21 protein-coding genes are annotated in these 15,967 nt (G+C 68.5%); 12 read left to right on the forward strand and 9 right to left on the reverse strand.

What is annotated here, in order from left to right; translation table 11 throughout:
- Window positions 1-12: 12 nt before the first annotated feature.
- Entirely contained in the window at window positions 13-2,007 is a 1,995-nt protein-coding gene (locus A5681_RS02235; RefSeq protein ID WP_067268950.1) for an APC family permease, read from the reverse strand.
- 128 nt (window positions 2,008-2,135) lie between these two features.
- Here A5681_RS02235 and A5681_RS02240 point away from each other — a divergent pair, with 128 nt between their 5' ends.
- Complete coding sequence (locus A5681_RS02240) at window positions 2,136-2,804, forward strand: potassium channel family protein (protein WP_156737812.1); 669 nt, start codon at window positions 2,136-2,138, stop codon at window positions 2,802-2,804.
- A 10-nt stretch (window positions 2,805-2,814) separates the two neighbouring features.
- Entirely contained in the window at window positions 2,815-3,492 is a 678-nt protein-coding gene (locus tag A5681_RS02245) for a potassium channel family protein (protein ID WP_067268952.1), read from the forward strand.
- Between the two features lie 129 nt (window positions 3,493-3,621).
- Here A5681_RS02245 and A5681_RS02250 read toward each other — a convergent pair whose 3' ends face one another.
- Both A5681_RS02250 and A5681_RS02255 read right to left on the reverse strand, forming a co-directional pair.
- Window positions 3,622-4,323, reverse strand: a complete 702-nt coding sequence (locus tag A5681_RS02250) for a DUF3159 domain-containing protein (protein WP_067269143.1) — start codon at window positions 4,321-4,323, stop codon at window positions 3,622-3,624.
- A gap of 14 nt (window positions 4,324-4,337) precedes the next feature.
- Window positions 4,338-4,706, reverse strand: a complete 369-nt coding sequence (locus A5681_RS02255; protein ID WP_067268953.1) for an OB-fold nucleic acid binding domain-containing protein — start codon at window positions 4,704-4,706, stop codon at window positions 4,338-4,340.
- Window positions 4,707-4,842: 136 nt separating this feature from the next.
- Here A5681_RS02255 and A5681_RS02260 point away from each other — a divergent pair, with 136 nt between their 5' ends.
- Window positions 4,843-5,544 (forward strand): hypothetical protein, encoded by a 702-nt coding sequence (locus A5681_RS02260; protein WP_067269145.1) that lies wholly within the window; start codon window positions 4,843-4,845, stop codon window positions 5,542-5,544.
- Window positions 5,545-5,551: 7 nt separating this feature from the next.
- Here A5681_RS02260 and A5681_RS02265 read toward each other — a convergent pair whose 3' ends face one another.
- Complete coding sequence (locus A5681_RS02265) at window positions 5,552-6,292, reverse strand: DUF3710 domain-containing protein (protein WP_067268954.1); 741 nt, start codon at window positions 6,290-6,292, stop codon at window positions 5,552-5,554.
- Window positions 6,292-6,756: a dUTP diphosphatase gene (dut, locus tag A5681_RS02270; RefSeq protein ID WP_067268955.1), complete on the reverse strand. Its 465-nt coding sequence runs from the start codon at window positions 6,754-6,756 to the stop codon at window positions 6,292-6,294. Before dut ends, A5681_RS02265 begins: the two co-directional genes overlap by 1 nt.
- Window positions 6,757-6,781: 25 nt before the next feature.
- Here dut and A5681_RS02275 point away from each other — a divergent pair, with 25 nt between their 5' ends.
- Window positions 6,782-7,267 (forward strand): DUF3093 domain-containing protein, encoded by a 486-nt coding sequence (locus A5681_RS02275; protein WP_067268956.1) that lies wholly within the window; start codon window positions 6,782-6,784, stop codon window positions 7,265-7,267.
- 4 nt (window positions 7,268-7,271) lie between these two features.
- Here A5681_RS02275 and A5681_RS02280 read toward each other — a convergent pair whose 3' ends face one another.
- Window positions 7,272-7,574 carry a DUF4193 domain-containing protein gene (locus A5681_RS02280; protein WP_007171590.1) on the reverse strand — a complete coding sequence of 101 codons (303 nt, stop codon included), beginning with the start codon at window positions 7,572-7,574 and terminating at the stop codon, window positions 7,272-7,274.
- A gap of 193 nt (window positions 7,575-7,767) precedes the next feature.
- Between A5681_RS02280 and cei the strand changes: the two genes are divergently transcribed.
- Window positions 7,768-8,418, forward strand: coding sequence for an envelope integrity protein Cei (cei, locus tag A5681_RS02285; RefSeq protein ID WP_067268957.1), 651 nt, complete (start codon window positions 7,768-7,770; stop codon window positions 8,416-8,418).
- 1 nt (window position 8,419) lies between these two features.
- Here cei and A5681_RS02290 read toward each other — a convergent pair whose 3' ends face one another.
- Entirely contained in the window at window positions 8,420-9,295 is an 876-nt protein-coding gene (locus A5681_RS02290; protein ID WP_067268958.1) for an inositol monophosphatase family protein, read from the reverse strand.
- Window positions 9,296-9,397: 102 nt separating this feature from the next.
- On the opposite strand from A5681_RS02290, the gene ppgK reads away from it, so the two are divergent.
- From ppgK to A5681_RS02305, 3 genes are all read left to right on the forward strand, one after another.
- Window positions 9,398-10,207, forward strand: coding sequence for a polyphosphate--glucose phosphotransferase (ppgK, locus tag A5681_RS02295; RefSeq protein ID WP_067268959.1), 810 nt, complete (start codon window positions 9,398-9,400; stop codon window positions 10,205-10,207).
- A 175-nt stretch (window positions 10,208-10,382) separates the two neighbouring features.
- Complete coding sequence (locus tag A5681_RS02300) at window positions 10,383-11,867, forward strand: RNA polymerase sigma factor (RefSeq protein ID WP_082968167.1); 1,485 nt, start codon at window positions 10,383-10,385, stop codon at window positions 11,865-11,867.
- Window positions 11,868-11,951: 84 nt separating this feature from the next.
- Entirely contained in the window at window positions 11,952-12,359 is a 408-nt protein-coding gene (locus tag A5681_RS02305) for a RidA family protein (protein WP_067268961.1), read from the forward strand.
- Here the strand turns inward: A5681_RS02305 and A5681_RS02310 are convergent.
- Window positions 12,308-12,673, reverse strand: a complete 366-nt coding sequence (locus tag A5681_RS02310) for a DUF952 domain-containing protein (RefSeq protein ID WP_067268962.1) — start codon at window positions 12,671-12,673, stop codon at window positions 12,308-12,310. The two genes, A5681_RS02305 and A5681_RS02310, sit on opposite strands and share 52 nt — an antisense overlap.
- A 136-nt stretch (window positions 12,674-12,809) precedes the next feature.
- On the opposite strand from A5681_RS02310, the gene A5681_RS26245 reads away from it, so the two are divergent.
- Entirely contained in the window at window positions 12,810-12,995 is a 186-nt protein-coding gene (locus tag A5681_RS26245) for a DUF7455 domain-containing protein (RefSeq protein ID WP_007171575.1), read from the forward strand.
- Between the two features lie 65 nt (window positions 12,996-13,060).
- Complete coding sequence (locus A5681_RS02315; RefSeq protein WP_067268963.1) at window positions 13,061-14,032, forward strand: YihY/virulence factor BrkB family protein; 972 nt, start codon at window positions 13,061-13,063, stop codon at window positions 14,030-14,032.
- A gap of 22 nt (window positions 14,033-14,054) precedes the next feature.
- On the opposite strand, the gene A5681_RS02320 is transcribed toward A5681_RS02315, so the two are convergent.
- A complete protein-coding gene (locus A5681_RS02320) occupies window positions 14,055-14,294 on the reverse strand; it encodes a DUF3039 domain-containing protein (RefSeq protein WP_067268964.1) in 240 nt (79 codons plus the stop codon).
- 44 nt (window positions 14,295-14,338) lie between these two features.
- Here A5681_RS02320 and A5681_RS02325 point away from each other — a divergent pair, with 44 nt between their 5' ends.
- Together A5681_RS02325 and sigB are read left to right on the forward strand one after the other, a co-directional pair.
- A complete protein-coding gene (locus tag A5681_RS02325) occupies window positions 14,339-14,764 on the forward strand; it encodes a DUF3099 domain-containing protein (protein ID WP_419866287.1) in 426 nt (141 codons plus the stop codon).
- Between the two features lie 149 nt (window positions 14,765-14,913).
- Window positions 14,914-15,873, forward strand: a complete 960-nt coding sequence (sigB, locus tag A5681_RS02330) for a sigma-70 family RNA polymerase sigma factor SigB (RefSeq protein ID WP_040623889.1) — start codon at window positions 14,914-14,916, stop codon at window positions 15,871-15,873.
- Window positions 15,874-15,967 lie beyond the last annotated feature (94 nt).

Genomic DNA, 15,967 nt, shown 5'->3' on the forward strand with positions numbered 1-15,967 from the left:
GAGATTCGCGTATCAATCGAAGATTCCCCGACGGGTGTCGCCCGGGGCCACGTGCGGCTGCAGCGTTTTGAGCCGCTCCGACGAATTCAATTGCCAAGGAACCGAAGTCACCATCACGTTGGGCATGAACAGCAGCCGGCCCTTGAGCCGCAACGCGCTTTGGTTGTGCAGCACCTGCTCCCACCAATGCCCCACCACATACTCGGGGATGAACACGGTGACGACCGTGCGCGGCGACTCCTTGCTGACCCGCTTGACGTAATCGAGTATGGGACGGGTGATTTCGCGATACGGCGAGGCGATGACCTTCAGCGGCACGCTGATGTCGCTTTCCTCCCACTGGTGCACCAGCTCGCGCGTCTCACCGTCGTCGACGCTGACGGTGAGCGCCTCGAGCACATCGGGACGGGTCGCGCGGGCGTAGGCCAGCGCGCGCAGCGTCGGCAGATGCAGCTTCGACACCAGCACCAGGGCATGGTTGCGGCTGGGCAGCACCACGTCGTGCTGGGCGGCGGCCTGCTCTTCCAACTCGCGGGTGACGGTGCCGTAGTGCCGGTGGATCATCTTCATGATCAAGAACAGCAAGCCCATTGCGAACAGCGCGATCCACGCGCCGGCGACGAACTTGGTCACCAGGACGACCAACAGCACGGCGCCGGTGGAGATCAAGCCGACCGTGTTGACGACCCGGGAGCGCATCATCTTGCGCCGCGCCCGCGGGTCGGTCTCCGTACGCAGCAACCGGGTCCAGTGCCGCACCATGCCGATCTGGCTCAGCGTGAAGGAAATGAACACGCCGACGATGTACAGCTGGATCAGGGCGGTGACCTCCGCGCGGAAGGCGACGATGGCCAACAGCGCCGCGCCGGACAAGAACAGGATGCCGTTGGAGAACGCCAGCCGGTCGCCCCGGGTGTGCAACTGGCGCGGCAGATAACTGTGCTGCGCCAGCACCGAACCGAGCACCGGGAAACCGTTGAACGCCGTGTTGGCCGCCAGCACCAGGATGAGCGCGGTCACCGTGGCGATCAGCAGGAAGCCGATGTGGAAGCTACCGAACACCGTTTCCGCCAGCTGGGTGACCAGCGTCTTCTGGTAGTAGCCCGGGGGCGCGCCGGTCAGTTGCCGGGCGGGATCCTCGACCAGCTGGACCCTGATTTGCTGGGCCAGCACGATGATGCCCATCAGCAGGGTCACCGCGATGCCGCCCAGCATCAGCAGCGTCGTCGCCGCGTTGCGCGACTTGGGCTTCTCGAAAGCCGGCACGCCGTTGCTGATCGCCTCCACACCGGTCAGCGCCGCGCACCCCGAGGAGAAGGACCGCGCGACCAGGAACGCCAGCGCGAAGCCGACGACCTGCCCGTGCTCGGCGTGCATCTGGAAGCCGGCGGACTCCGCCCGCAGCGGATTACCCAGGACGAAGATCCGGAACAGGCCCCAGCCGATCATGACGAAGACGCCGACGATGAACGCATACGTCGGAATCGCGAACGCCACCCCGGACTCCCGGATCCCGCGCAGGTTCAACGCCATCACCAGCAGGATGGCCGCCACGCAGAACCACACCTTGTGCTGGGCGACGATCGGGATGGCCGAGCCGATGTTGGACATGGCCGAGGCCGTCGAAACAGCAACGGTAAGAACGTAATCCACCATCAACGCGCTGGCGACCACCAGGCCGGCGGTATCGCCGAGGTTTGTGGTGACGACCTCGTAGTCGCCCCCGCCCGACGGGTAGGCGTGCACGTTCTGCCGATAGCTGGCGACCACCACCAGCATCACCGCGGCCACGGCGAGGCCGATCCAGGGTGTCAACGCGTACGCCGTCACGCCGGCCACCGAGAGCATCAGGAAGACCTCTTCGGGCGCGTACGCCACCGAGGACAACGCGTCGGAGGCGAACACCGGCAAGGCGATCCGCTTGGGCAGCAGGGTGTGACTCAGCCGGTCGCTCCGGAACGGCCGGCCAATCAGCAACCGACGCGCTGCGGTTGAAAGTTTGGACACGAGAGCCAAGAGTAAGCCCACACGGGTTTGGCGGTAGCTTCGTAGGTGAGAATGTTTGCCGACCCGAAATCGGCTGGCCGACGTGGGTTGCCGATGGGAGACGCAGGACGCGGCCGAGAGGATCGTAAGTGCGAGTAGTGGTGATGGGCTGCGGCCGGGTCGGTTCCTCGGTGGCCGACGGGCTGTCGCGGATCGGCCACGACGTCGCGGTCATCGACCGCGACAGCACCGCCTTCAACCGACTCAGCCCGGAATACGCCGGCGAGCGGGTGCTGGGGCAGGGGTTTGACCGGGACGTACTGCTACGGGCCGGCATCGAGGAGGCGGACGCGTTCGCCGCCGTGTCGTCCGGGGACAACTCGAACATCATCTCGGCGCGGCTGGCCCGGGAGACCTTCGGCGTCAAGCGCGTCGTCGCCCGGATCTACGACGCCAAGCGGGCCGAGGTCTATGAACGCCTCGGTATCCCCACGATCGCCACCGTGCCCTGGACCACCGACCGGCTGCTCAACGCCCTGCTGCGGGACACCGAGACCGCCAAGTGGCGGGACCCGACCGGCACGGTGGCCGTCGCCGAGGTCGTCCTGCACGAGGAGTGGATCGGGCACCGGGTCACCGACCTCGAGCAGGCCACCGGCGCCCGCGTCGCCTTCCTGATCCGGTTCGGCGCCGGCGTCTTGCCGGAACCGAAGACAGTCCTGCAATCCGGCGATCAGGTCTACGTCGCCGCGATCTCCGGCCGCGCGGCTGAGGCCGTGGCGATCGCGGCCCTGCCACCCAGCGAAGACCTCGGTTAAGGAGCGGCAAATGAAAGTAGCTGTCGCCGGGGCCGGCGCGGTCGGCCGCTCCGTCAGTCGCGAACTCATCGGCAACGGCCACGATGTGACGCTGATCGAGCGAAACCCCGATCACGTGGACGTCGACGCCATCCCCGCCGCGCACTGGCGGCTGGGCGACGCCTGCGAGCTGAGCCTGCTGGAATCGGTGCACCTGCACGAGTTCGACGTGGTGGTGGCCGCAACCGGCGACGACAAAGCCAATGTGGTGCTCAGCCTGCTGGCCAAGACCGAGTTCGCGGTGCCCCGGGTGGTGGCCCGGGTCAACGACCCCCGCAACGAGTGGCTGTTCACCGACGCCTGGGGGGTCGACGTGGCGGTGTCCACGCCGCGCATGCTGGCCTCACTGATCGAAGAGGCCGTCGCCGTCGGTGATCTGGTGCGGCTCATGGAATTCCGGCGCGGGCAAGCCAACCTCGTCGAGATCACGCTGCCGGACGACACCCCCTGGGGCGGCAAGCCGGTGCGCCGGCTGCAGCTGCCCCGCGACGCCTCCCTGGTGACGATCCTGCGCGGGCCGCGGGTGATCGTGCCCGAGGCGGACGAGCCGCTGGAGGGCGGCGACGAGCTGCTCTTCGTCGCGGTCGCCGAGGCCGAAGAGGATCTACGCAAGCTCCTGCTGCCGGACGGCCCGGGGCTCGACGACTAGGGCCTCTGGCGGTGACCCGCAGCGCCCGGCTCCGCCGCGCTTGCGATCACCACAGGGGCCTCTGGCGGTGACCCGCAGCGCCCGGCTCCGCCGCGCTTGCGATCACCGCGGGGCCTGGCGCCCGCAGCGCTAGTCGCTGACGGGGTCGGCGTCGATCGGGGCGCGGGAGTCGCCGACCGCGAGCATGGACCGCTGCGCGGACTTGATCGCCAGGTACGTCACGAGCGCGGCCGCCACGGTCAGCGGCCACCCCATCGCGATGCGCGCGACGGCCAGCCACCCCGTCTGGTCGGCGTTGTAGAGCAGGCCCTGGACGACGAACCTGGCGGCGAACACCAGCACCCAGCAGATCGAGGCGAGGTCGAACGCGTGGACGGCGCGCGGAACGTCGCGCCAACCTTGGCCCCGCCCGGTGGCCCAGGTCCACACGTAGCCGACCAGCGGCCGCCGGATGACGATGGACACCGCGACGACCACCGCCCACACCAGCGACATCCAGATCCCGAGCAGGAAGTAACCCTTGGACTCCCCCACGACGTAGGCAACGAGCGCGCAGATCGCCACGCCGAAAAATCCGGAGAGGGCCGGCTGTATGGAATCCCGCCGGATCAGGCGCCACACCAGGACCAGCGCGGCCGCGGTCAACGCGGACGCGATGGCCGCCAACAAGCCCGACAGACTCGACGCAATGACGAAGATCACAACGGGCAGCGATGAATAGATGACGCCGCTGACCCCGCCCGCCTGGCGCAGTAGCCGTTCGGCCGTGACGCGATTGACGGTCGCGCGCTCAGCAGCGCCCGACTCGTGGGGTCCCGAACTCGACCCCAGATTGTCGGGTTGGGTCACCGCTGAATTTCGTAATGCGGGTTGTAGATGGCCTTGGTGCCGTTCTCCAGCTTGCCCAGCCGGCCCCGCACCCGCAGCTTGCGGCCCGAATCGATGCCGGGGATCCGACGCTGCCCCAACCAGACCAAAGTGACGGTGTCGCTGCCGTCGAACAGCTCGGCGCGGACACCGCCCGCACAGGCCTTGCCGTTACATTCCACGCTGCGCAGCGTGCCGACCATCGTGACCTCTTGGCCACGCTCGCAATCGATAACCCGTTGCGCGCCAGTGCTCGCGACCTCGTCGGACAACTCCTCGGAGTCGCGTTGCTCCGGCGCCTCCGTCAAACGACGGGTGAGCCGGCGCAGATATCCTTGGGCCCCCATGGCCACTCCTGACAATGCTGTTAAGCCTCGGCGCTTCACTTATGCCAACGGACACCGTAGACCTGTTGGTTCCCGCACGCCAACCGACTCAAACGTCGTGTTGGAGCGCGGCTGAACGCCGGGGCAGTATCAGTTGGTGGCTGTCGATCTGCGGGGTGTCACGACGGTGTTGTTGCCCGGCACCGGGTCCGACGACGACTACGTTCACCGGGCGTTTTCGGGTCCGTTGGGCGACGTCGGCGCGGTGCTGGTGGCCCCGCCGCCCCGGCCTGATCGGTTGATCGAGGGCTACGTGTCGGCCCTGGACGCCGCCGCGCGCACGGGCCCGATCGCGGTCGGTGGCGTGTCCATCGGGGCGGCGGTGGCGGCCGCCTGGGCGCTCGCCCACGCGGACCAGGCGGTCGCCGTCCTGGCCGCGCTGCCGGCGTGGGCCGGGGCCCCGGAAGCGGCGCCGGCGGCGCTCGCGGCGCGGTACACGGCGTCGCAGCTGCGCGCCGACGGGCTGGCGGTGGCGACCGGGCAGATGCGGGCGTCCAGCCCGCCGTGGCTGGCCGACGAACTCGCCCGTTCGTGGCGGGCGCAGTGGCCCCAGCTGCCCGATGCGATGGACGAGGCCGCCGCCTACGTGGCGCCGACCCGGGCCGCGCTGGCCCGGCTGGCGGTGCCCCTAGCGGTGGCGGCCGCTGTCGACGACCCCATCCATCCGCTGGAGGTCGGTGTGGAGTGGGTCGACGCAGCGCCGCGGGCGGCGCTGCGCACGGTGACGCTCGACCAGATCGGCTTGGACGCCGCCGCGTTGGGCGCGGCGTGCCTGGCCGCGCTCGCCGACGTCAGCTGACCGCGGGTCAGCCGCCGGTGGTGGTGCGCAGCTGCTGCATGGCCGAGCCCTCGACGCTGCGGCGCGCCGCCGGTTCGTTGGATCGCGACTCCGCCGCGGCCTGCTGCGCCTCGGCTTGCTGGGCCGCCGCGGCCTCGCGCAGCTGCTGCGCCATCGGCTCGGGCAGCTGCACCGTCAACGGCGTGCGCACCGGAAGGGGCGTGTCACCACGGCGAACCACCGTGTCGGCCAACGCCGCTCGCGCCTCCTGCTCGAGCGCTTCCATGGTCTCGTGGGGGCCGTTGATGACGCAGCGGATCATCCAGCGGTAGCCGTCGACCCCGATGAAGCGCACCGCCCCGGACGCGGAGCCGACCACCTCGCGGCCCCACGGGCCGTCCTTGATGCTGACTTTGGCCGAGTCCTTGCGCAGCGAATCGGCGAGCTCGCCGGCCACCTCGCGCCACAATCCGCCCGTCTTCGGCGCCGCGTAGGCGGCGATGGTGAAGCGGCCGTTCGGCGTGACGACCCACACCGCGCTCGGGACCCCGGTCTCGGTCAGCTCCACCTGCAGCTGACCCGCCTCCGGCATGGGAATGAGCACCGAGCCCAGGTCCAGCCGCGCCAGCTCCGCGACCGACGGGTCGTCGAAATCGTCGATGTCGAACGGGCCCTCGAGTTCCTCGTCGAACTCCTCGTCGATCGGGTCGGCGGCGGCTTCCGCGTCCACCGGCTCGTCGCTGTCGTCGTTACGTCTCTTGATTGCCATCACAAACTCGCATGTCCGCCGGAGGAACCGTGGCCACCGTCGCCACGGGAGGTTTCGGCCAGCCCGGCCTCGTCGAAGGACGACACCTCGACCAGCTCGACCAACTCGACCCGCTGCACCAGCAGCTGGGCGATGCGGTCGCCGCGATGCACCACGATGGGCTCGGCCGGGTCGAGGTTGATCAGCGCGACCTTGATCTCGCCGCGATAGCCGGCGTCGATGGTGCCGGGACTGTTGACGATCGAAAGTCCCACGCGCGACGCCAATCCCGAACGCGGGTGGACCAACCCGACCATCCCGAACGGGATCGCGACCGCAACACCGGTACGCACCAGGGCGCGCCGCCCCGGTTCCAGCTTCAGGTCTTCCGCGCTGTAGAGATCCACCCCCGCGTCACCCTCGTGCGCGCGGGTGGGCAGTGGGAGCTCGGGATCGAGGCGGAGGATGGCCAGACTGGTCGACACGGGGCCAAAGATTACCCTTGACTCCGTGTCCGGTACGCGCGTCGCGCCGCACAGTGTGCGATATCGCGAACGACTGTGGGTCCCATGGTGGTGGTGGCCGTTGGCCTTCGGGCTGGCAGGCCTGATCGCCTTCGAAGTCAACATGGGTGTCGCCCCCCGACCCTCGTGGCTGCCGTACGCGACGCTGTTCGCCGTGGCGGCCGGGGCGCTGTTGTGGTTGGGCCGGGTGGAAATCCGGGTCACCGCCGACCCGAACGCCCGGGGCGGGGTCGAACTGTGGGCCGGTGAGGCGCACCTGCCGGTCACCGCGATCGCCCGGTCCGCTTCGGTCGCCGCGTCGGCCAAGTCCGCGGCGCTGGGCCGCCAACTCGACCCGGCGGCTTTCGTCCTGCATCGGGCGTGGATCGGCCCGATGATTCTGGTCGTCCTCGATGACCCGGACGACCCGACGCCGTACTGGCTGGTGAGTTGCCGCCACCCGGAGCGGGTGCTGTCGGCATTGCGCAGCTGACCGATCAGGCTGCGCAGTCGGTACAGATCATCAGGCCGTTCTTCTCGCTGGCCAGCCGGCTGCGGTGTTGCACCAGGAAGCAGCTCGAGCAGGTGAACTCGTCAGCCTGCTTCGGAATGACGCGCACCGACAGTTCTTCCCCCGACAGGTCGGCGCCGGGCAGCTCAAAAGATTCAGCGGTTTCGGATTCGTCGACGTCGACCACGGCCGAGGCCGCCTCGTTGCGTCGTGCTTTGAGCTCCTCCAGCGAGTCCTCCGAGACATCGTCGGTCTCGGTGCGCCGTGGAGCGTCGTAGTCGGTAGGCATATCTGTTCCCCTGCCCTATTGCCTCTGCATGCCCTCGTAGCTCAAGCATCGCTTTGTACCAGCGTCGAACGCATCCACCAAATGATTCGTGCCCGGATAGCGGTCCGTTAATGTGTGATTTGCGTCACACACTCATATTGGCCCTTGCGTTCGCCTTTGAACAGTGCGTTTAGGGTGCGACTAGAGTGCACCTGTGGTCGCACAAATCACCGAGGGTACTGCCTTCGACAAGCACGGCCGTCCCTTCCGGCGACGCAATCCCCGCCCCGCCATCGTCGTGGTGGTTCTCCTGGTGGTGGCGACGGCCGTGGTGTGGACGATCGCGCTGACCCGCCCGGCCAAGGTGCACGAGGTCGCGGTGTGCAACCCCCCGCCGAAGGCGGCCAATTCGGCCCCGGCTCAGCTCGGTGAGCAGGTGTCGCGGAGCGCGATGATGGATGTCACGCCCGCCAAGCTCAACGACACCAAGGTCCGCGTGCTCAACGCCAGCGGCCGCGGCGGACAGGCGGGCGACGTCGCCGGGGCGCTGAAAGATCTGGGATTCGCCCAGCCGACCGCCGCCAACGACCCGCTCTACGCGGGCACCCGGCTCACCTGCCAGGGCCAGATCCGGTTCGGCACCGCCGGGCAAGCCACCGCGGCGACGGTGTGGCTGGTGGCGCCCTGCATGGAGTTGTTCAACGACAACCGCGCCGACGACTCAGTCGACCTGTCGTTGGGAACGGACTTCACCGCGCTGGCCCATAACGACGACATCGATGCCGTGCTGGCCACCCTGCGCCCCGGCACCACCGAGCCCTCAGACCCCGCGCTGCTCACCAAGATTCACTCCAGCAGCTGCTGAGTCACTCGAGAATCGGGTCCAGGCCGTCGACTTCGTTCAGCGCGGCCAGCAGCGCGTCGGCGATTCCCGGCGCGGCGGCCAGCACCAGCCCGGCGCCCTCGATGCCCGGCGGCGGCAACGTGACTCGCGCCCCGGCCTCGGCCGCGATCAGCGCGCCGGCGGCGCAATCCCACGGCTGCAGGCCGTGCTCATAGAAAGCGTCGAGCCGGCCCTCCGCGACCATGCACAAGTCGAGCGCCGCCGAGCCGATACGCCGAACGTCGCGGACCACCGGCAGCAGCCGCGCCAACAACGCCGCCTGCGTCGCCCGGCGCTGCCGTGAATAACCGAACCCGGTGCCCAGCAAGGCCATCGACAAGTCCTCGACCGCGGCGCACCGCAACGGCCGGGCCCCGTCCTCGTCGATGACGTGTGCGCCTCGCCCCGTCGCCGCCGAGTACACCCGGTCACCGACGACGTCGGCGACCGCGCCCGCCACCGACACGCCGTCGACCTGCACGCCGACCGACACCGCGTATGCCGGGATGCCATAGACGAAGTTCACGGTGCCGTCGATGGGATCGAGCACCCAGGTGACCGCGCCCGCGGGCGTGCCCGCCGGATCGGCGGGGCCGCCGCCCTCCTCGCCGAGAATCGGGTCGCCCGGCCGCAATTCGGCCAGCCGATCCCGCAGCAGGCGCTCCGTTTCCGTGTCGACGACGGTCACGGGATCGGTGGGGGTGCTCTTCGACCGCACCGCCCCGCCGCCGGGAGATGCCGAGCCCGCCGCCGCCCCGAACACCTCGGCGCGCCGGCGCCGCACGAATTCGGCGGCTTCGGCGGCCAACGACTCGGCCACCGTGCGCAACCGGGCGGGCTCGTCCTCTGGGCGGGTCACCGGTCTATCGCATCACAGGCGGCGCGGCCCCGCAGATACCCCGTCGGCACATCGGCGCCGGGCTAAGGTGGGCGGACAGCCAAGCCACGCCCAGGAGCTTCGATGACCAGCACCGACTCGACCACGGATACGCCCGGCACCGGCACCGCCGTCGGCACCCCACAGCGTCGTGGATTCGGCATCGACGTCGGCGGCAGCGGCATCAAGGGCGGCATCGTCGACATGGACACCGGACAGTTGATCGGCGAGCGGGTCAAGCTGTTGACCCCGCAGCCGGCGACACCCGCAGCGGTCGCCAAGACCATCGCCGAGGTCGTCAACGCGTTCGGCTGGACCGGCCCGCTCGGGGTCACCTATCCCGGGGTCGTCACCCACGGCGTCGTCCAGACGGCGGCCAACGTCGACAAATCCTGGATCGGCACCAACGCGCGCGACATCATCAGCGCCGAGCTGGGCGGCCAGGACGTCACGGTGCTCAACGACGCCGACGCCGCCGGCCTGGCCGAGGAACACTACGGCGCGGGCAGGAACCAGTCCGGCCTGGTCGTTTTGCTGACGTTCGGCACCGGGATCGGCTCCGCGGTCATCCACAACGGCACGCTGATCCCGAACACCGAGTTCGGGCACCTCGAGGTCGGCGGCAAGGAGGCCGAACAGCGGGCGGCGTCGTCGGTCAAAGAGAAGAACGACTGGACCTTCGAGAAGTGGGCCAAGCAGGTCACCCGCGTGCTGGTTGCCATCGAGAACGCGGTGTGGCCGGACCTGTTCATCGCCGGCGGCGGCATCAGCCGCAAGGCCGACAAGTGGCTACCGCTGCTCGAAAACCGCACCCCGGTGGTGGCGGCGGCCCTGCTCAACACCGCCGGGATAGTGGGCGCCGCCATGGCCTCGACCTCCGACGTGACCCACTGATTTTTCCCCGGCGGAGCCGTTCGACCGCTGACTGTCGTTACAATGGTCATCGGCGACCGCCCGAACGATAGCGTGCAAGTACCCACGCTGATCCAACGCCGACATCGACATAGCAGACACTTTCGGTTAACCATGCCCATACCCACCGAAAGTGAGCCCAAACGAAGGGGTGTAAGTGGCAGCGACCAAGGCAAGCCCGGCAACCGACGCGCCGGTGAAACGGACCGCCACGAAGCCCTCCCCCGCTAAGCGACCGGCGGCCAAGGCCGCCCACGCCGCCCCCGCCAAGCGTGCCGCCAAGGCGCCGGCCCAGGAGGCCGACGGCGACGCCAAGAAGACCCGGGCCGCCAAGGCCCCGGCGGGCCGCGGGACGAAGGCGGCCAAGGGCGCCCCGGCCGACGCCGAGGTAGACCTCGAGGTCGTCGAAGACCTCGACGACACCGAGCTCGACGCCGAGCCCGGTGAAGACCTCGAGATCGACGCCGCCGACCTGAGCCTGGACGACCTGGAAGACGACGTCGCGGCCGACGGCGAGGACGCCGAAATCGAGCCCGCCGACTCCGACGACAGCGAGGAAGAGGTCGCCGCCCCGGCCGCGGCCGTTGCCGGCGAGGCCGCCGCCGATGAGGACGAGGAAATCGCCGAGCCCTCCGAAAAGGACAAGGCCTCCGGCGATTTCGTGTGGGACGAAGACGAGTCCGAGGCGCTGCGCCAGGCTCGCAAGGACGCCGAACTCACCGCGTCGGCGGACTCGGTGCGCGCCTACCTCAAGCAGATCGGCAAGGTGGCGCTGCTCAACGCCGAGGAAGAGGTCGAGCTGGCCAAGCGGATCGAAGCCGGCCTGTACGCCACCCAGCTGATGGCCGAGATGGCCGAGCGCGGCGACAAGCTGCCCGCCGCCCAGCGCCGCGACATGATGTGGATCTGCCGCGACGGCGATCGCGCGAAAAATCATCTGCTGGAAGCCAACCTGCGCCTGGTGGTGTCGCTGGCCAAGCGCTACACGGGCCGCGGCATGGCGTTCCTGGACCTCATCCAGGAAGGCAACCTGGGCCTGATCCGCGCGGTCGAGAAGTTCGACTACACCAAGGGTTACAAGTTCTCCACCTATGCGACGTGGTGGATCCGCCAGGCCATCACCCGCGCCATGGCCGACCAGGCGCGCACCATCCGTATCCCGGTGCACATGGTCGAGGTGATCAACAAGCTGGGCCGCATCCAGCGCGAGCTGCTGCAGGACCTGGGCCGCGAGCCCACGCCCGAAGAGCTGGCCAAGGAAATGGACATCACGCCCGAAAAGGTGCTGGAGATCCAGCAATACGCGCGTGAGCCGATCTCGCTGGACCAGACCATCGGCGACGAGGGCGACAGCCAGCTGGGTGACTTCATCGAGGACAGCGAGGCCGTGGTGGCCGTCGACGCGGTGTCGTTCACGCTGCTGCAGGACCAACTGCAGTCGGTGCTCGAGACGCTCTCCGAGCGCGAGGCCGGCGTGGTACGGCTGCGCTTCGGGCTCACCGACGGCCAGCCGCGCACCCTCGACGAGATCGGCCAGGTCTACGGCGTCACCCGCGAGCGCATCCGTCAGATCGAGTCCAAGACGATGTCAAAGTTGCGCCACCCCAGCCGTTCCCAGGTGCTGCGCGACTACCTCGACTAAGCGACCCGCCGGACCGCTTGGCGCGCAACGGACTCCACGGAAAACCCGTCGCGCCGGCGGCGCCGGCCGTCGTACGGTGGCGGCATGAACCGCACCCAGGTCTCCTCCGGCTCCGAGTTCGAGACGGCCGTCGGCTATTCGCGCGCCGTCCGGGTTGGCCCGCACGTATGGGTTGCCGGGACCACCGGCTCCGGCCCGGCCGGCGACGTCGCGGCCCAGGCCCGAGAGGCGTTGCGCCGCATCGAGATTGCGCTCGACCAGGCGGGCGCGGCGCTCACCGACGTGGTCCGCACCCGCATCTACGTCACCGACATCTCGCGCTGGCGCGAGGTCGCGGCGGTGCACGCCGAGGTGTTCGGTGACATCCGCCCGGCGGCCACCATGGTGCAGGCGTCGGCGCTGATCGCGCCCGAACTGCTGGTGGAGATCGAAGCCGACGCCTACGTGGAATCGCCGACCGGCGGGAAGGTGCCGTCCGACGCCGGCCGGTAGTCGGTGACCCGAATCACAGCGGCCGTGGGCAGCGGGCCGTACAGGTGTGGGAACAGCATCGCGTCCGGATCCGTTGGTACGCCGGGCTCCCAACGCACTTCGGAGTCCAGGCGCGCGGGGTCGATGTGCAGCAACACCAAATCGTCGCGGCCGCGGAAGAGCCGGTTCGCCGGCAAGTGGACCTGCTCGGGCGACGACAGGTGGATGAACCGGCCGCCGCCGGACGCGTCGGGGCGAATCTCCCCAGCGGCGCGGGCACGGGACCACTCGTCGCGCCCGCACAGATGTACCAGCAGGTCAGGAGCGAAAGTCACGGATGATCACTGTAGAGAGTTGTTCGAAACGAAACGTTTACAGCTCGTGAGAAACGACACACCCGATAACGATCGGGGAACAACGCAAAAACCCCATACGTCTGAGAGAGTGAATAAAAGCAAGAACGGAGAAGCCATGAATGCAACTCTGACCAGTCCCGAGCTAACCCGCGCGGACCGTTGCGACCGCTGCGGTGCCGCCGCTCGAGTCCGTGCCACGCTGCCTTCAGGAGCTGAGCTTCTCTTCTGCCAGCATCACGCCAACGAGCACGAGGCGAAGCTGACCGAGCTGTCCGCCGTCCTGGAGGTCAGCGGAAGCTAGTCCCGCCGAACTCACCCCTCGGCAATGCGGGCGAGCGGGGCGGAGTTCGGTAATGCTGGACGGGTATGAGCGATCAAGTCGCAAAGCCGTCGCGCCATCACATCTGGCGACTCACCCTGAGGACCCTCTCGAAAAGCTGGGATGATTCCATCTTTTCCGAGTCGGCCCAGGCGGGTTTCTGGTCGGCGCTGTCGCTACCGCCGCTGCTGTTGGGGATGCTGGGCAGCCTCGCCTATGTGGCGCCGCTGTTCGGGCCCGATACGTTGTCGGCCGTCGAGAAGAGCATCATCTCCGCGATCCGCAGCTTCTTCTCCCCCAGCGTCGTCAACGAGATCATCGAGCCGACCATCCGCGACGTCACGGCCAACGCCCGCGGCGAGGTGGTGTCGGTCGGCTTCCTGATCTCGATGTGGGCGGGGTCGTCGGCCATCTCGGCCTACGTCGACGCGGTGGTGGAGGCGCACGACCAGACCCCGTTGCGGCACCCCGTGCGGCAGCGGCTCTTCGCCCTGTTCCTCTACGTGGTGATGCTGGTGTTCGTCGTGGGGGCCGCGCCGGTGCTGGTGGTGGGGCCGCGCAAGCTGAGCGAACACATCCCGGACAGCCTGGCCAATGTCCTGCGCTACGGGTATTACCCGGCGCTGATCCTGGGCCTGCTGATCGGGGTGGTCATCCTGTATCGGGTGGCGCTGCCTGAGCCCCTGCCGACGCACCGGCTCATCTTCGGCGCCGTGCTCGCCATGGCGGTGTTTCTGATCGCGACGCTGGGCCTTCGCGTCTACCTGCGGTGGATCACCAGCACGGGATACACCTATGGGGCGCTGTCCACCCCGATCGCGTTCCTGCTGTTCGCGTTCTTCGGCGGTTTCGCCGTCATGCTGGGCGCCGAGCTCAACGCCGCGATCCAGGAGGAGTTCCCGGCGCCGAAGACGCACGCGCACCGGCTCCGCAAATGGCTGCAGTCGCGCATCACTCCGCTGAAGGGGACGGCGGCTCCCGCGCCGGAGCCGGCGGCCGCCGACAACGCGGCGCTGTGACGGCCTGGCCCCCGCGGCCGAACTAGTCCTTCTTCATCCGGTCGTAGATCTGCTTGCAATCGGGGCACACCGGCGAGCCCGGCTTGGCCGCCTTGGTGACGGGGAACACTTCCCCGCACAACGCCACCACGTGGTTACCCATGACCGCGCTCTCGGCGATCTTGTCCTTCTTGACGTAGTGGAAGTATTTCGGCGTATCGCTGCCGGTCCCGTCGTCGACGCGTTCGTCGGTCTCGGTGCGTTCGATCGTCTGGGTATCCATGCCTGACATTGTGCCCGTAACTCGCTTCTGCCGGAATCGCCGTCGTGTGGGACAGTGGAAGAATGACGCGCGGCTCCGAGTTGGGGTTCGACGATGATGGCAGGCCGATCCTCATCACCGCCGCCGCTCCCTCCTACGAAGAACAGCACCGGGCACGGGTGCGTAAGTACCTGACGCTGATGGGTTTCCGGATTCCGGCGCTCATCCTGGCCGCCGTCGCCTACGGCGCCTGGCACAACGGTCTCATCTCGCTGGCGATCGTGGCCCTGTCGATCCCGTTGCCGTGGATGGCCGTGCTGATCGCCAACGACCGGCCGCCGCGCAGCGCCGACGAACCGCGGCGATTCGACGACGGCCGGCGGCGCACCCCGCTGTTCCCGACCGCCGAGCGCCTGGCGCTCGAGTCCCGGCGCCACCCGCAACCGGGCTGGCCCCCGGGCCCGGGCGGCGACATCGGTCAGGCGCGCTGAGAAGCGACTGCTCCGACTTCTCAGGACATTCTCAGGTCGGCGGCACATTTGTGCACGTCAAGACGTGTGAGATCACAAACCGCTGGGAACTCTCAGGGCTGGTCCGTCGTTGAACTCGATGACAGCACAAAGCCGAATGGGAGGTCGCTATGGCGAACGCCAGCACGAGCAGATTTGACGGCGATCTGGATGCTCAGAGCCCCGCAGCGGACCTCGTGCGCGTTTATCTCAATGGCATCGGGAAGACGGCACTGCTGAACGCGGCGGGCGAAGTTGAACTGGCCAAGCGCATCGAGGCCGGGCTCTACGCCGAGCACCTGCTCGAAACCCGCAAGCGCCTCGGGGAGAACCGCCGACGCGACCTCGAGGCCGTGGTGCGCGACGGCCAGGCCGCCCGCCGTCACCTGCTCGAAGCGAACCTGCGGCTGGTGGTGTCGCTGGCCAAGCGCTACACCGGTCGCGGCATGCCGCTGCTGGACTTGATCCAGGAGGGCAACCTGGGGCTGATCCGCGCGATGGAAAAGTTCGACTACACAAAGGGTTTCAAGTTCTCCACGTACGCCACGTGGTGGATCCGTCAGGCCATCACCCGCGGCATGGCCGACCAGAGCCGCACCATCCGCCTGCCCGTGCACCTGGTTGAGCAGGTCAACAAGCTGGCGCGGATCAAGCGGGAGATGCACCAGAACCTGGGCCGCGAGGCCACCGACGAGGAACTGGCCGCCGAGTCCGGCATCCCGGTCGAGAAGATCAACGACCTGCTCGAGCACAGCCGCGACCCGGTAAGCCTGGACATGCCGGTGGGCTCCGAAGAGGAGGCCCCGCTGGGCGACTTCATCGAGGACGCCGAGGCGATGTCCGCCGAGAACGCGGTGATCGCCGAGCTGCTGCACACCGACATCCGCAGCGTGCTCGCCACTCTCGACGAGCGTGAGCACCAGGTGATCCGGCTGCGTTTTGGCTTGGACGACGGCCAGCCGCGCACCCTGGACCAGATCGGCAAGCTGTTCGGCCTGTCGCGTGAGCGGGTCCGCCAGATCGAGCGGGACGTAATGTCCAAACTGCGCCACGGCGAGCGCGCCGACCGGCTACGGTCGTACGCAAGCTAGGACCCCTGAGCTAGTAGCACGACTGTATGCCCGCCGCGGACGCGGCGGGCATACTGCTTGTCGGGGAAGCGTTACACCCATTCACGCAGCTGGC

The sequence above is a fragment of the Mycobacterium scrofulaceum genome (assembly GCF_001667885.1).
Lineage (GTDB): Bacteria > Actinomycetota > Actinomycetes > Mycobacteriales > Mycobacteriaceae > Mycobacterium > Mycobacterium scrofulaceum_C.

Coding starts and splice junctions, on each gene's coding strand:
- A5681_RS02245 (WP_067268952.1), top strand. CDS start 2,815: ATGAAAGTAGCTGTCGCCGGGGCCGGCGCGGTCGGCCGCTCCGTCAGT.
- A5681_RS02255 (WP_067268953.1), bottom strand. CDS start 4,706: ATGGGGGCCCAAGGATATCTGCGCCGGCTCACCCGTCGTTTGACGGAG.
- A5681_RS02265 (WP_067268954.1), bottom strand. CDS start 6,292: ATGGCAATCAAGAGACGTAACGACGACAGCGACGAGCCGGTGGACGCG.
- A5681_RS02280 (WP_007171590.1), bottom strand. CDS start 7,574: ATGCCTACCGACTACGACGCTCCACGGCGCACCGAGACCGACGATGTC.
- ppgK (WP_067268959.1), top strand. CDS start 9,398: ATGACCAGCACCGACTCGACCACGGATACGCCCGGCACCGGCACCGCC.
- A5681_RS02305 (WP_067268961.1), top strand. CDS start 11,952: ATGAACCGCACCCAGGTCTCCTCCGGCTCCGAGTTCGAGACGGCCGTC.
- A5681_RS26245 (WP_007171575.1), top strand. CDS start 12,810: ATGAATGCAACTCTGACCAGTCCCGAGCTAACCCGCGCGGACCGTTGC.
- A5681_RS02315 (WP_067268963.1), top strand. CDS start 13,061: ATGAGCGATCAAGTCGCAAAGCCGTCGCGCCATCACATCTGGCGACTC.
- A5681_RS02320 (WP_067268964.1), bottom strand. CDS start 14,294: ATGGATACCCAGACGATCGAACGCACCGAGACCGACGAACGCGTCGAC.
- sigB (WP_040623889.1), top strand. CDS start 14,914: ATGGCGAACGCCAGCACGAGCAGATTTGACGGCGATCTGGATGCTCAG.